Here is a 14,454-nt window from a genome sequence, read left to right on the forward strand (position 1 = left end):
AAGTCGATGGGCGGCGGCTGGGTGACGAACGCCGAGCGCATGACCGCGACGATGTACGGCGCGAACGGCGGCCCGGTCGCCCCGGAAGCGGCCGCGTCTGCGTCGGCGCCGGCGCCGGCCTCGGCAGGAAGCCCGCAGGGGCCGCCTCCATGAACGACGCCCCGCTGATCGCCTGCCACGAGTGCGACCTGCTGCAACGCGAGACGGTGCTGCCGGGCGGCGGCACCGCGCGCTGCACGCGTTGCGGCGCGGAGCTGTACCGCAACCGGCCCGACAGCCTCAATCGCTCGCTCGCGCTGACCCTCGCGGCGATCGTGCTGTTCGGGATCGCGAATGCGTTTCCGATCGTGGGACTGAAAGTGAGCGGCGATGTCGTTCAGACCACGCTGTTCGGCGCGGCGCGCATCCTGTATCGCGACGGCATGTGGCCGCTTGCAGGTCTGGTCTTTTTCACGACCCTACTGATGCCAATGCTGCAAATGGCCGGCATTGCGTATCTGCTGTTGCCCTTGCGCCTAGGGCGCGAGCCGCATCGGCCCGCCCTGGTGTTTCGCCTGGTGCATTGGGCGATGTCTTGGGGCATGACTGAGGTCCTGATCCTCGGCGTGCTGGTGGCGCTGGTCAAGCTCGCACATATCGCGAGCGTGGTGCCTGGCATCGCGTTGTGGGCGTTCGGCGCTCTGATGCTATTGCTCGCAGCCATCTCCGCCGCCTTCGATCCCCGTGAGTTCTGGGAGAGGGTGAGCACCTCGCGACGGGGCGGCGGAATGCCAGGCGAAACACATACATCGGCATCGGCGCCCACGGCCGCTCGTGCCGGCCTCTTTGTCTGTCACGAATGCGGCTTGCTGTCAAAAGCGAGGGCGCACGCCCACGACGGCGAATGCCCGCGATGCGCAGCGCATTTGCACTTTCGCAAACCCGAGAGCCTCGCCCGGACCTGGGCGTTCCTGATCGCGGCGATGGTCCTCTACATCCCCGCCAACATGCTGCCGATGATGGACACGAGTTCTTTGTTCGGCACGCAGAAGGACACGATCATGAGCGGTGTGGTGTATCTCTGGACCTCGGGCTCGTGGCCGCTCGCGGTCGTCGTCTTCATCGCGAGCGTCGCGGTGCCGATGCTCAAGATCATCGCGCTCATCTTCCTTGCTTCCACCGCGCAGAGGCATTCGCGCTGGCTGCCCGACCATCGGACACGCATCTATCGGATCGTTGAACTCGTCGGTCGATGGTCGATGCTCGATATCTACGTCGTCACGCTGCTGGTCGCGCTCGTGCAGTTCAATGCGCTCGCGACGATCCACGCGGGGCCGGCCGCGATCGCATTCGGCGCGGTAGTCGTGCTGACCATGTTCGCCGCGATGTCGTTCGATCCGCGGCTGATTTGGGACACCAACGAGGCCGATTATGGCAATGCCCCCTGACGAACCCGAGTTTCCGGAAGCCGTCGCCAAGCGGCGTTCGCGCTTTCGCGTGCAACTGGTGTGGCTCGTGCCGTTGATCGCGGTGCTGATCGGCGGCTGGCTCGCGGTGCAGGCGATCCTGCAGAAGGGACCGACGATCACCATCAGCTTCGTCACCGGCGAGGGCCTGGAAGCGGGCAAGACCAAGCTCAAGTTCAAGAACGTCGACATCGGCGTGGTCGCGAGCGTCGTGCTGGCGCCGGACCACAAGCGCGTCGTCGCGACCGCCGAACTCTCCAAGGACGCGTCGAGCATGCTTGTCGAAGATACGCGTTTCTGGGTGGTGCGCCCGCGCATTTCGGGCGGCACGGTGTCGGGCATCGGTACGCTATTGAGCGGCTCGTACATCGGCATGGACATCGGCTCTAAGGCAACGCCGCGGCGCGACTTCGTCGGGCTCGAGAAGCCGCCCGTGTTCGAGAGTGGCGTGCCCGGGCGCGAGTTCGTGCTTAAGAGCGACAATATGGGCTCGCTCGATGTCGGCTCGCCGATATTCTTCCGGCGCTTGCAGGTCGGTCAGGTGACCCGCTTCGACCTCGACGCCGACGGCTCGGGCGTCACCTTGCGTGTATTCATCAACTCACCCTACGACAAGTACGTGAAAGGTGACACGCGCTTCTGGCAGGCGAGCGGCGTCGATGTCTCGCTCGATACAAGCGGCGTGAAAGTCAACACGGAGTCGCTGGTTTCGATCCTGATCGGCGGCCTCGCGTTCGAGAGTCCGCCCGATGCGGCTGACATTTCAGAGGCCGCCGCGAACTCCGAATTCCGGCTCTTCAACGACCGGGCCGAGGCGATGAAGCGCCATGACCGCATCGTCGATACCTACGTGTTCAATTTCAAGGAATCGGTGCGCGGGCTGACGGTGGGCGCGCCGGTCGACTTCCGCGGCATCGTGGTGGGCGAGGTGGCCGCGATCTATACGCGCTACGATCCAGTCAAAAAGGAGTTCAGCATTCCGGTCGCGATTCGCTACTACCCTGAGCGGTTTACCTCGCGCTATGAGTCGGGCAATAAAGGCGGCAGGGTCGTGGAGGACCGTCGCAAGGTTGCGGAGTGGTTGGTTGACAAGGGACTTCGCGGCCAGTTGAGAACCGGAAACCTCTTGACGGGTCAGCTCTACATCGCGCTGGATTTCTTTCCGAACGCGCCGAAAGCGACGATGGACTGGAACGCGACTCCGCCTGAAATTCCGACCGCCCCGGGGGGATTGCAATCGCTTCAGGACTCGGTGACGGCCCTGGTCGCAAAGCTCAACAAAATTCCGTTCGAGGGCATCGGGAAGGATTTGCGGCAGACCCTGCAATCTGCGGACACTTTGCTGAAATCGCTCGACAACAGCGTGGTGCCGGAGGCCCGCGCCACGCTGGTTGCAGCGCGCGAGGCACTCGACTCGACCAACAAGACATTGCAACCCGACTCCGCGATCGCGCAGAGCACCGTCGAAACCATGCACGAACTGTCTCGCACTGCGGCGGCGTTCCGCACGCTCGCCGAGTATCTGGAACGCCATCCAGAGGCGCTGATACGTGGCAAACCCGAGGATAAAAAGTGATGCGCTCCCTGAACCTCGCCGCAGTGGTGCTCGTTCTAGTCCTTATCGGGGGCTGTTCGACGTCGCCCTCTGCAGCTTTCTACACGCTGAGCGCGGTGCCGCCGGTCGTAGCCGCTCCGACTACGCCGCCGCCGATCAGCATCGTTATCGATGCGGTAACCGTTCCCGATCTGGTTGACCGGCCACAGTTCGTGCTGAGAACAGGTGCGACGCAAGTCACGATCGACGAATACGCTCGTTGGGCCGCTCCCCTGCGCAGCCAGATCTCGCGCGTGCTTGCGGCTGACCTCGCCCAGGCCGTGCCGGGGGCACTCGTCGCGGGCAATGCCCAGCATCCGGACAATGCGCAGGCGTATCGCGTACGGGTCGACGTGCAGAGCTTCGAGTCGGCGCCGGGGGAGATGGCAGCGATCGTTGTGCTGTGGTCGGTCCGGCCGCCGAGGGGAGCGACGATCACCGGCCAAACTTTCGCGCACGAAGCCGCCCGCACGGCAGACTACGACGCCCTCGTCGATGCGCATAGCCGGGCGCTCGCGACCGTGAGCAGTGACATTGCCGGTGCGATCCGCTCGACGCTCCGGCCGTGACTCCACTACTGGCCGCTGGGGACGGGAGATGATTGCCGTGCCGGATGTCGATACGGTCTGAGATCCGTAACCGCGAGCTACTTGCTTGCAACCAGACGCCAGGGTTCGGCACATCGCCGCGGGCTACCTCGGCCGTTGACGTGAACGTTGCGGCGACCCGCAAGGAGACAATCAATGTTGCCCACGTCCACTTCCGAAAAGGCGCTATCCCGTGGCCTGCTCGATGTATTGATCCGTGCGGGGCTGATCGCTGTCCTGGCGATTTTCTGCTTCGAGATCGTTTTCCCGTTTCTTAACCTTATCGTTTGGTCCATCATCCTGGCGGTCACCCTTTACCCACTGCAGGTCAGGCTACGGCGTAGGTTGGGCAACAAAGACGGGCGCACCGCCACGTTGATCGTCTTGATCGCGGTCGGCATCATCATCGTGCCGACGTACCTGTTGGGCGTCGCCATGGCCGAGTCAGTGGAGCATGCCATGGCCATCGTCAAGAACGAAGGTTTCCACATCCCTCCCCCGGCGGAGTCGGTAGCCAGTTGGCCACTGGTAGGCAAGCGTCTGCATGACTTCTGGCTGCAAGCCGCCACCGACGTGACCGGCCTGATGCACAAACTGGCGCCACAACTCAAAGAGCTCAGCCGTGTCCTGTTGGCTACGGTTGCGGGACTGGGGAAGGGACTTCTGATATTTGTCTTCGCGCTGATCATCGCTGGCATCTTCATGGCTTATGGGGAGCAGGGCACCCGCAGTGCCGTGCAGATTACCTCGCGCGTCTTCAACCCGGAGAAAGGCCCGCGCATCGCCGTACTGTGCACGGCCACAGTTCGCGCAGTCGCTCAAGGAGTAGTAGGCATCGCCTTTATCCAGATGCTGCTGATTGGCGTCGCTTTTGTGGTTAAAGGCATTCCCGCTGCTGGCCTGCTGGCTCTGGCGGTGCTCCTGCTCGGGATCATGCAACTGCCGGCCACGCTAATTACCGTCCCGGTGATTATTTTCGTTTTTGCCACGGAGGGCGCGAGCGTGGCGACCATTGTCTTCTCCATCTACGTCTTCGTTGCGGGGTTAGCCGATAACGTGCTCAAGCCCCTACTGCTGGGCCGTGGCGTAGACGTGCCGATGCCGGTGGTGCTTGTCGGGGCGCTGGGAGGCATGGTCACCGGCGGCGTGATTGGCCTGTTTATCGGCCCAGTGGTGCTCGCGGTAGGCTACCAGCTGTTCTGGCAATGGGTTGAGGACCAGCCGCAGAGCGATGGGTCAGGCGAACAAACGCGCATTTGATTCGGGCAGGTGCGGCTGCAAAGCCCGCACGACGCCGTGCCTGCTCGGCTACCGAACGAAGGAGCACCCCACGTAGAGTTACTACGCCGACCAGAACCTGCCGGAGGCCCCAGTTCCGGCGTTTTTTGAAGTCGCTGCACCCCGGGTTTGGAACAGGGGTGATTGTTGAGTCAACCCCTCGCTATCCACCGCTAATACATGCATGCACCGATCCAGCCGGCGATTCAGCTTAAGTGTGCGGCGCTCCGACGCTGACCCGAGCGCGGCTTCACGATGCGGTCAATTCGAAGGCGTGGTAGCTCCAGGGCGGCAGATCCAGATAAAGTCCGCGCGAAACGAGGTCTTGACCATCGCGATCGAAAGTCGCCGTTCCCATCATGTCCCTCAGCCGTACCGTGCGGCCGCTCACGTCGGAGAACGGGATTCGGAGATAACACTGGCTCTGGTTGCCAGCGTAGTTGACGGCAATGAGTCGCCGCTCGCCGTCGGCACGTTGCCAGGACCACGCGATGACACAATCCCAGGTCCAGTTGCCCTCCCACGCCGGCTCGCTTTCGAGCAGGGTCCACGTGCCGTCTCGAAAGACCGGTTGCCGCAGCACGGTCATTAGCCTCTCGTAGAACCCCTGCAAGCTTGCGTCGACATTCTCCAGGGGCGCGCGCACGAGGTGCGGCGAAATGCGTTTCCTGCAGCCCTCGAACTGGCCTTGGTGGAAGAAGCGCAGGCCAGGTGACAAATACGTAATGATGGCCGCGGCCTCGTGCATCCTGGGTTCGAACGTCGCTGCCGTACGGGGCTCGTCGTGGTTTTCCAGGAAGCGGGCCAGCTTGTCCTGGTAATCGAGCCCGGCGTACAAATGCTCACGCACCGGCCGCGCTTGCGCACCGCGCAGGCGGTCGTACAGCTGCTTGTCGTAGGCGTATTCGAAACCCTGCTGCTGCATCGTCCATTCCAGATCCCAATAGACCTCGGCCATGAACCGGAAGTGCGGATGTTCGCGCCGCACGGATTCGATTGCCTTCGGCCAAAAGGGATCTGCACGGATGCCCCAGGTGCGTTCGAAGACGTCGGGCAAGACCAGCATAGCCATGTCGCAGCGCACGCCGTCGCATTGCCCGGCGATTCTCTCCAACTCGCCGATCATCGCCTGCTGCAAGTCCGGGTTGCCGTAGTTGAGCTGCAGCGTGTCGGGCCAGCCGTCGAAGTATGGATCGCGTCCGTGGGCGAGCACCAGCGGGCCATTTTTCGTTTGCACCCGGCAGTAGTTGTGCGGCGAGCGAGCAAGGTCGGTTTCGCTGCCATGGACGAAGTAGTCCGGATGCTCGTCCATCCATGCGTGATCCAGCGCCATATGGTTCGGAACGAAGTCGAGCATCAACTTCAGTCCGCGTTGCTGCATCCGCTGTCTCAATCGGGCGAGCGCCGCAGCGCCGCCCAGATCGCAATGGACGGTGTAGCTTTGGATAGCGAACCCAGAGCCGGCGATGTCCTGTTCCCCGAGGTCCGGCAGCGTGTCGGCGAACTCGCGACGCCATCCGGTATTCGCGCACGAGATCGCCCGCGCGGCCGACCCCGTCTGCCAGACGCTCAGCAACCAGACCCAGTCAAACCCCAACTCGGCAAAGCGATCCAGGTCAGCGTCGGGGATATCGTCGAGCTTCGCGCTCCTGCCGAGCACACGAGTCAGCTCCGTCAGCCAGACGCGGGTATTGATTTGGTACAGCGCCGGGTAGCGCAAGTCGGACATATATCCTCCGTCACTTCTTGCCCATCTCTTCTCCGGCTATCTGTTCCCTAATGACCGTTGCCATTACCCGCCAGCGTTCGGTCTCGAAGACGGTTTGAGCGTCAATCCGTCCGAACATATCGAGAAGAGGGGCAGCTAAACCCGTCCAGCCCGTCTGGTGGCTGGCGCCGAGACCCGCGCCGTTGTCGCCGTGAAAGTACTCGTAGAAGAGAATCAGGTCGCGCCAGTGCGGATCGTCCTGAAACTTGGCAGTGCCGCCATAGACGGGGCGTCGCCCATTGGCATCGCGCAGGAAGGTGCTCGTCAGCCGGCGGACAATCTCCTGTGCCACCTCGAACAGCGTCATGTGCTGCCCCGACCCCGTCGGACACTCAATCTTGAAATCATCGCCATAAAAACTGTAGAGATTTACGAGCGCCCGGACAATAAGAAGATTGACTGGCATCCACACCGGACCGCGCCAGTTCGAGTTGCCACCGAACATGCCGGTATTCGATTCGGCCGGGAGGTACTGCACCTTGTACTCCTGTCCACCGACGTGAAACACAAACGGATGTTCCAGGTGATAGCGAGAGACTGAACGAATGCCGTGCGGCCCCAGGAACTCATTCTCATCGAGCAGGTAGACGAGCACGCGTTCGAGCTTGCGCTTGTTGAGGATCGATAGAAGCCTCCGTTCCTTATGGCCAATAAAACCCGCGTCGGTCGGGGCCACATGCGCAACCAACTCGGGGTAGCGTTTCCGAAACTGAGCGATTAGCTCCATCAGCTTCGAATAGCGTGTGACAGACGGCGCATCGAACACGGTCGATGCGCACAGCGGCAACAGCCCGACGAGCGACCTTATCTTCAGGCGTTTAGTCTGGCCGTCGGGAAGCCGCAGCAGATCGTAGAAAAAGCCGTCCTCTTCGTCCCACATCTCGTCTTTATGTTCGCCGGGACGGTCCATCGCATAGGCGATCCACATGAAGTGCTGGACGAACTTGAAGGCGATCTCCTCGTAGATCGGGTCGTACTCCGTCAGGATGATGGCTATCTCCAGCATGCTCTGGCAATAGAACGCCATCCACGCGGTCCCGTCCGCCTGCTCGAGCGATCCGCCGGTCGGCAGTTGCGCGCTGCGATCGAATACACCGATGTTGTCCAGACCGAGAAAGCCGCCGGCGAACACGTTGCGCCCCGCCGGGTCCTTGCGATTCACCCACCAGTTGAAATTGAGCATCAACCCCTGAAACGAGCGCTCCAGAAAGCGCGGATCGGCCCGGCCAAGCTCTTTCTCGTAGCGGTACAGCCAGAGCGTGGCAGCGGCATGCACCGGAGGATTCACGTCGCCGAAATTCCACTCGTAGGCTGGGATCTGGCCGCTCGGGTGGAGGTAGAGGCTGCGCAGCATCAGCAGCAGTTGCTCCTTGGCGAAGTCGAAATCCACCAGCGCCAGGGAGATGGTGTGGAAGGCCAGGTCCCAGGCCGCGTACCACGGATACTCCCACTTGTCCGGCATGGAAATCACGTCGGCGTTCAACATGTGGAACCACTCCGTGTTGCGCACGTCATGGCGGGCGGCCTCGAGCAATGGATGACTCCGGTGCTCGCGAAGCCAGAGCTCAAGGTCAAAGTAGTAGTACTGCTTGCTCCACAGCATGCCGGCTAGCGCCTGGCGGTGCACGCGACGCTGATCTTCCGTCAATGACTTCGGAGCGATCCGCTCGTAGAATTCGTCAGCATCCGCGATGCGGCTACTGAATATGCACTCAAAGTCGCCGAACGCATTCTCCAGTCTGGTGGCCGACAGGCGCAGCCGAATCGTCTTGCTGCCGCCGGCGGGCACATCGCAGACATAGCGGGCCGCGGCCTTGGTTCCCGTCTTGGCCGGATTCACCGCGTCGCCCTGTCCCGAGATCACGTAGGTGTGGAACGCATCCTTCACGTAGGGAGACGCGTTGGGCTGGCCCCACAGATGCTGTGCATTGCTTTCGTTTTCGGTGAAGAGCAACTCTGGGGTGTCGTCGCAATGGAACCAGTAGTCGCCCAGATCATGGTGTGTCGCCTGAATGACGCCTCCGCCCGCATCGCGCAGCGTGGGCTTGCGAGTGTCATCTCGCCACGACCATGTGTTACGGAACCATAATGTCGGCAGGACTTGCAACCGTGCCGCCTCCGGTCCGCGGTTGTGCACGGAAATGCGTACGAGGATGTCGTCCGGAGCCGACTTGGCGTATTCCATGAACACGTCGAAATACCGGTCATCAGCGAAAGCACCGGTATCGAGCAGTTCGTACTCGAACTCCTCCCGCGATCGATTCCGGTTGGTCTCGATCAGATCCCGATAGGGATATTCTCGCTGAGGGTACTTGTAGAGGTACTTCATGTAGGAGTGGGTGGGGGTGCTGTCGAGGTAGAAGTAATATTCCTTAACGTCCTCGCCATGATTACCCTCGCTGTTGGTGAGGCCGAAGAGGCGCTCCTTCAGGATCGGGTCGCGCTCGTTCCACAACGCCAGCGCAAAGCACAGCCGCTGCTTGTCGTCGCACAACCCGCCGAGCCCGTCCTCGCCCCACTTGTAGGCACGTGAGCGTGCGTGGTCATGGGTGAAGTAGTTCCAGGCGTCACCGTTTTCGCTGTAGTCCTCTCGCACCGTTCCCCACTGTCGCTCGCTAAGGTAAGGCCCCCACTTCTTCCACGGGACCTGGGCCTCACGCGCGTCATTTAAACGCTTCTGTTCCGCTACGTCCACGATTGCAGAGGCCATGCTTTTCTCCGTTACAGGTGAATGAACTCAACTCGACGCTACGCAGGCAGGCGGCTCGCACCCACACTCATCGTTCGCGATTCAGCGAACGCAGGCTGCGAAAATACGACTTGACGGTACTGAAACGCATATGCCCCAAAAAAAAAGGCGACGACGCCCTTATTCGCGCCCGGTAAGCGCGGAATGAACGTCGCCAAGATCGAAGTCTGGCGATACCGCATTGACCCAATCGGTAGCGGGAGCGGGACCGGCAGGTAGTGCGCGATGTTCTGGCGCGCCGTGATGCCCGCGAAGAACCCGCCTTCCAACGACGAGCCCCCAGTAGCGCATTGGTGAACCATTGCCCCGCGTAGCCGGCGATCGGCTCGATGTGCTTGTGGGAATCGGAGAAACTAATCGCGAACAGGATGCCTTCGTTGCCGTTCGCGTCGGTCCAGTGCTTACCCGTTCCACCGCCCCATGAAATTGAATTAAGGTGGCTGGTGTCCTCGTAGCCGTCGATGTGCCAGCCGTAACCGGTCAGGTACGGATTCCAGGTGCCGTCATGGGCAACCCGCGTCATGCGCCCGCAGGCCGATGCCGTCCAGTCCCCCGAATAGTGGCAGGTCGCAGCGGCGACCTTCGGAACCAGAGCGGGGGCCACGACAACGGCGACAACCGCGGTTTGGATAAGGCTCGTATTCATCGCTCTTTTTTGTAGCGTGTTATCACGCGCGGCGCCCCGTGCGCGGCGCATCGGTGGTGCCGCTACTTCTCTCGCCATCAGGCCAGTTGCGGGCGCTCGTGAGCGCCGGCTCCATCAGCGCGGACGAAGCCTCGTCGTTAACCCACGCCTGCAGCAGCGTGAAGGTCACCGCGAGTATCACCGGGCCGATGAACAGTCCGACGATCCCAAACGCGATCACCCCGCCCAACACACCGGTTAGAATTAGCAGCAGCGACAGGTCCACGCCTCGCTTGATCAACAACGGTCTTAGGACCTTATCTAGCATGATGACGAGCAGCGTCCAGACCCCTAGCGCGATCCCCGCGATGTGCTGGTCGTGATAGAACAGCCAGACCGCCGCGCTAAACAGCGGAAGCGCTGGACCGACCTGCGCTAGGCAGAGAATCAGGATCACAGCGGTCAGTACGCCTGCCCCTGGGACGCCGGTGACGTAAAGGCCGAGCCCGCCGAGCGCCGCCTGCACGGCTGCGGTCACGACGATCCCCAGTGCGACCGCACGGATCGCCAGTGCACTGAGTCGCACTGCCGCTGCGCCGCGTTCGGCGGCAATGCGCGTCGCGAAGCGCACGACGGTGTTGGCTCCCGCTTCGCCCTGTGCATAGAGAATGCCGGCAATGACCACGGTGAGCACCAAGTGAATCGCCAGAACGCCGACCGCGCCCGCTTGCGTGAGCAGCCATTTCGCGGCGACGATCGCATAGGGCTGCACTTGCGCAAGGATGCCGCCGCGACCCGCGTCGGACAAGCGCTGCCACTCGCGTGCGGAGCGTTCGCCGGCAAGCGGCACTTCATGCAGCCAGCGGGGCGGGGGAGGCAGCGTGTAGTCTGGCAGTGCCTCGGCCCGGTCGACAATGTCGCCGCCATGCTCGGCGATCGTCGACACCGCTCCATACAGCGGCAGCACGATCACGACCAGCAGCCCGGCTAGCATCACAGTGACGGCGATCCAGCGGCGGCCACCGACGCGCTTTTCGATCCGGATCATCAAGGGCCAAGTGGCGACGACGATCATCGTCGCCCAGATCAGCGCCGGCAGAAACGGACGGACGATATAAAGACTGCCGAAGATGAGCAGCGACAGGATCACGATGATCAGCAGGATGCGGGCAATATCCGCTTGCGGTCGCGCATTCACGTCACTCTCCAAATACTCCACCTAGCCGCAACCGCGGGACGGCCTGTTGCGCGGCCGTATCGTTTCCAACAGGGTGGCGCCATGGGTACCGCCCACGTTTGCGGCGGAGTGGGGCGCAGACCGCAGACCCAATCTCTCGTTTACTCAGTGTATAAGCTCCGCAGCGCCGCCGCCATTGGACCTTGGTCCAATTGACTGGTCCAATCGACTGGTCAAATTGACCGGTTCAGACAAGCAACTGCGTGCTGTGGACTATTAATAAAAGGCATTGAGCCGGCTGCTCGTGGGCGGGTCGAGTGGGGCGCGACAGGTCGCAAGCAGGGGCCTGTCGCGTGTAAGTGCGCAGAAACACTACTCTTCGACGAGCGCCTCCAGCCGCCCGGCACTTACCACCTTTGCGAGCGCTGCGTGGTCACGCTCCGTCTGATCTGCGTAGGCGAGGGAAAACGCGCCGATGGCGTCGTCAAAGGTATCGCCCTTGCCCAGATAGCCACTGATAGTCGTCGCATCCCCCGACTTGGCATGGGCGCGGGCCAAAGTCCAGCCGCAGAGCTCGGCATAGCGTTTAATCTGCGCGGCGGTGACTTCCTCTGAGGGAGCAGACATCTTCATGTCCCGCAACTGGCGCACAAAAAAGTCATAGCCTCGCTTTCCTCGCAACCATCCTAAAAAAATGTCACTGGAAGACTGCATCAGCCGTTGTCCCATGACGACACGTTGCCCCTGATTGTCATATTGACTCTTTCCCGCGTAGGGTTCGAGGACCGACCGGCGCTCTTCCTTGAACTGGAGAATTAGGGGATGGTCTTCCTCGTCAAAAAACAACCCGATGAAGCACCGGGTGCCGACGCTGCCGATACCCACAACCTTCAAAGCGAAGTCCTCCAGGTGGTAGCGGTCCAGGAGGACACGACGCTCATCGGAGAGCGACTCGCGATAATCGACGAGTGCCTCGCGAACCCGTTCCTCGAAGCCCGCATCATTGACGTGATAGAGAAGCGGCGGTTGATCGACCAGGCGGCGGCGTCCAGCCACTTCGCCGACAATCTTGGGAAAGAGGTTTTTGACAACACGCTGGCGGGCTTTGTCTGCTAATTGCTCGCGGGTCTTTTTGACCTTTTCGTCGGGTGCCATCGCAATGAGAGTTTTCATGTCTAGGCGGGTGTACCAGACTTCCAGAGGATTCGTTCGGGAGTACTCCCGCAGGTGTTCCCGATAGGCGCGCACGCACTGCAGGACGGCTTCCCGCGAATCCGCATCCGACAAGGCTATCGCGTCCTGCGACTGCGAAACTAACGGCTAACCGCTTGAGATCCCATTCCCAAGGTGCGGGCAGTGTTTCATCAAAGTCGTTCAGATCGAACACCAGATTACGCTCCGGGGTGGCAAACAAGCCAAAATTCAACAGATGGCAGTCTCCACAGGCTTGCACGCGAAGACCCATGCTTGGAGTCGTAGCGAGATCGTAGGCCATTAGCGCCGCCGACCCGCGAAGGAACGTGACAGGGCTGCGAAGCATGCGGCCATAGCGAATCGCGACGAGTTCCGGTAGTCGATCGTGATTCGATTCTTCGAGAATCTCTATGGGGTCTCGGCGGTGAGCCGATTGTGTCCAGTCGGCGTGGCTGCTGCGCGGCACGCTATTGCGCATCGCCTGACCGGCGGCGAGACGTTCTGCGCGTGAGCGAAGCACTGGAACATCGGCGGCGACCTTATTGACTTTGGTCCTCGTCGTCTTAGGCGACTTCATCACGGTTTCCAGCACGCGCGGGCCAGCTTGTGTGCCAGGGCCTTTCGCGCCAGAACCGGATTGGTCCTGGCTTTCTAGCGCTCGTAGAAGCGCTTGGCATCGGCGCAATAGCGCATCGCAAAAGTGGCCGCTTCGATGAATGCCCACGACATGTACGGGTTGCCGTTCTTTTTGTTGCCTTCGCCTTTCTTCTTGCCATTGCTTATGCGCTGGCTGTCCACGCAGCGCGAATAGGATGCGAAATTACCAACGTTGGGGAAGCGGTCAATAGAGCCTCCAGCAGAATGACAGTCGCAAGAGTTTGACCAATTCCCGGCACTGTCGTCAATAATGCATAGTCGGGATCCAACGCGACCTTTTCATGAAGTCGCTTTTCCACGACCTCAATCTGTGAGGAGAGCGTGGTGATGACCGCGACGTTTGCCCGAGTCGCGAGTGTTACGTCGTCCGGCAGGTGCATCTGGTCTATCGATTCTCCGTCCAGCCGTTAGACCCTTGTACGGTGAAACTTAATTTGACATAAGTAACATTAGCGACTGTTAATACGGTATCCTTATCAAAAAAACTGGCGAGAAACGACTTTGCGCGTTTGCGCGCTTCAATCCACGCGCTTAAGGGATGACCTTGCTTCCACGCAGTTTCCGGGTTAGGGCGCGCTAGCTGTGACAAGGCTTTCCCTCCGACAATTCGCCTCCAGAGGCTTGTAGCACGTCCAGCGCATGCTGCATGTGCGGGTTCCATGCCATCAGAATGTTCGCGAGCAGCGTCAATACGGAAGACACGGCTGAAAGCGAATCTTCGCGCCGAGCCAATTCGACTGGGATACGGCCAACATGGATCGCGCGTTGGACCACATGCACGGCCTCGCCCCGATTCAACACGTGCTGCAACTCCGTGCGGAAGGAAGTAGTCGTGAAGTAATCGATAAGGAAGATGCTACGGAACATCCGACCGATGTGGACGCCTCCGTCATAGACCGGCTGCCCACGCGCTGCTGAGCCGAAGCGGGTTAGGGCTTCAACTGCAGTGCATTCTCCTGAGCGAATCGATGAGGCAATCCTGACAAACTCGTCCCAAACTTCTTTGATGAGATCAAGTCTGACGTCGCGGTCTGTCACGGCACAAAGCTCTTGTGGCACGTCCTAACTGCGAGGAACGTGAAGGTGCTCCAACCCGAAATCTACACGGGAATCAAGAATGCCCCGTGTGTTGATCGTGGCATCGGGCGGGAATGTCGATGCCGCGTTGTTCGCGTCGGCGATCAGCTAAGTTTGAGCTTTTGCGCATGCGCCCGCTTTCGAAGCGGGCGCATACGCTTATGAACGGCGCGCCGCCGCGTCCAGAAACGCAGTCAGCAACGGATGCGGCGCGCCATCACGCGAGGACAGTTCGGGATGCCCCTGCATGCCCGCAAAGAACGGATGCTTATCGGCCTCGATGGCATCGGCGATCGAGCCGCT

8 protein-coding genes and 4 pseudogenes are annotated in these 14,454 nt (G+C 61.2%); 4 read left to right on the forward strand and 8 right to left on the reverse strand.

What is annotated here, in order from left to right; genetic code table 11:
• The first annotated feature begins 149 nt into the window (after nt 1–149).
• The 4 genes from AWB65_RS32545 to AWB65_RS32560 all read left to right on the forward strand — a co-directional run bounded on the left by AWB65_RS32545 (nt 150) and on the right by AWB65_RS32560 (nt 4,886).
• A complete protein-coding gene (locus tag AWB65_RS32545) occupies nt 150–1,427 on the forward strand; it encodes a paraquat-inducible protein A (RefSeq protein ID WP_087670945.1) in 1,278 nt (425 codons plus the stop codon).
• Nucleotides 1,411–3,021 (forward strand): PqiB family protein, encoded by a 1,611-nt coding sequence (locus AWB65_RS32550; protein ID WP_087670946.1) that lies wholly within the window; start codon nt 1,411–1,413, stop codon nt 3,019–3,021. Before AWB65_RS32545 ends, AWB65_RS32550 begins: the two co-directional genes overlap by 17 nt.
• Nucleotides 3,021–3,608, forward strand: coding sequence for a PqiC family protein (locus AWB65_RS32555; RefSeq protein ID WP_087670947.1), 588 nt, complete (start codon nt 3,021–3,023; stop codon nt 3,606–3,608). The genes AWB65_RS32550 and AWB65_RS32555 overlap by 1 nt, the downstream gene beginning before the upstream one ends.
• 174 nt (nt 3,609–3,782) lie before the next feature.
• A complete protein-coding gene (locus AWB65_RS32560) occupies nt 3,783–4,886 on the forward strand; it encodes an AI-2E family transporter (protein ID WP_087670948.1) in 1,104 nt (367 codons plus the stop codon).
• Between the two features lie 268 nt (nt 4,887–5,154).
• On the opposite strand, the gene AWB65_RS32565 is transcribed toward AWB65_RS32560, so the two are convergent.
• The 8 genes and pseudogenes from AWB65_RS32565 to AWB65_RS32595 form a co-directional block, all read right to left on the reverse strand.
• Nucleotides 5,155–6,633 (reverse strand): alpha-amylase family glycosyl hydrolase, encoded by a 1,479-nt coding sequence (locus tag AWB65_RS32565; RefSeq protein ID WP_087670949.1) that lies wholly within the window; start codon nt 6,631–6,633, stop codon nt 5,155–5,157.
• 10 nt (nt 6,634–6,643) lie between these two features.
• Nucleotides 6,644–9,382 (reverse strand): MGH1-like glycoside hydrolase domain-containing protein, encoded by a 2,739-nt coding sequence (locus tag AWB65_RS32570; RefSeq protein WP_087670950.1) that lies wholly within the window; start codon nt 9,380–9,382, stop codon nt 6,644–6,646.
• A 38-nt stretch (nt 9,383–9,420) separates the two neighbouring features.
• Nucleotides 9,421–9,723, reverse strand: coding sequence for a hypothetical protein (locus AWB65_RS37685; protein WP_268808274.1), 303 nt, complete (start codon nt 9,721–9,723; stop codon nt 9,421–9,423).
• Nucleotides 9,724–9,764: 41 nt separating this feature from the next.
• Nucleotides 9,765–10,145, reverse strand: a pseudogene (locus AWB65_RS37805) (hypothetical protein); the annotation flags it as partial.
• Nucleotides 10,090–11,244 (reverse strand): AI-2E family transporter YdiK, encoded by a 1,155-nt coding sequence (gene ydiK / locus AWB65_RS32580; protein ID WP_087670951.1) that lies wholly within the window; start codon nt 11,242–11,244, stop codon nt 10,090–10,092. The gene ydiK and the pseudogene AWB65_RS37805, both read right to left, overlap by 56 nt.
• Before the next feature lie 351 nt (nt 11,245–11,595).
• Nucleotides 11,596–12,994, reverse strand: a pseudogene (locus AWB65_RS37960) (DUF2252 domain-containing protein).
• A pseudogene (locus AWB65_RS38070) lies at nt 12,994–13,481 on the reverse strand (transposase); the annotation flags it as partial. The pseudogenes AWB65_RS38070 and AWB65_RS37960, both read right to left, overlap by 1 nt.
• A gap of 199 nt (nt 13,482–13,680) precedes the next feature.
• Nucleotides 13,681–14,157: pseudogene (locus AWB65_RS32595) on the reverse strand (Tn3 family transposase); the annotation flags it as partial.
• Nucleotides 14,158–14,454: the final 297 nt, after the last annotated feature.

The sequence above is a fragment of the Caballeronia humi genome (assembly GCF_001544475.1).
Classification (GTDB): Bacteria; Pseudomonadota; Gammaproteobacteria; order Burkholderiales; family Burkholderiaceae; genus Caballeronia; species Caballeronia humi.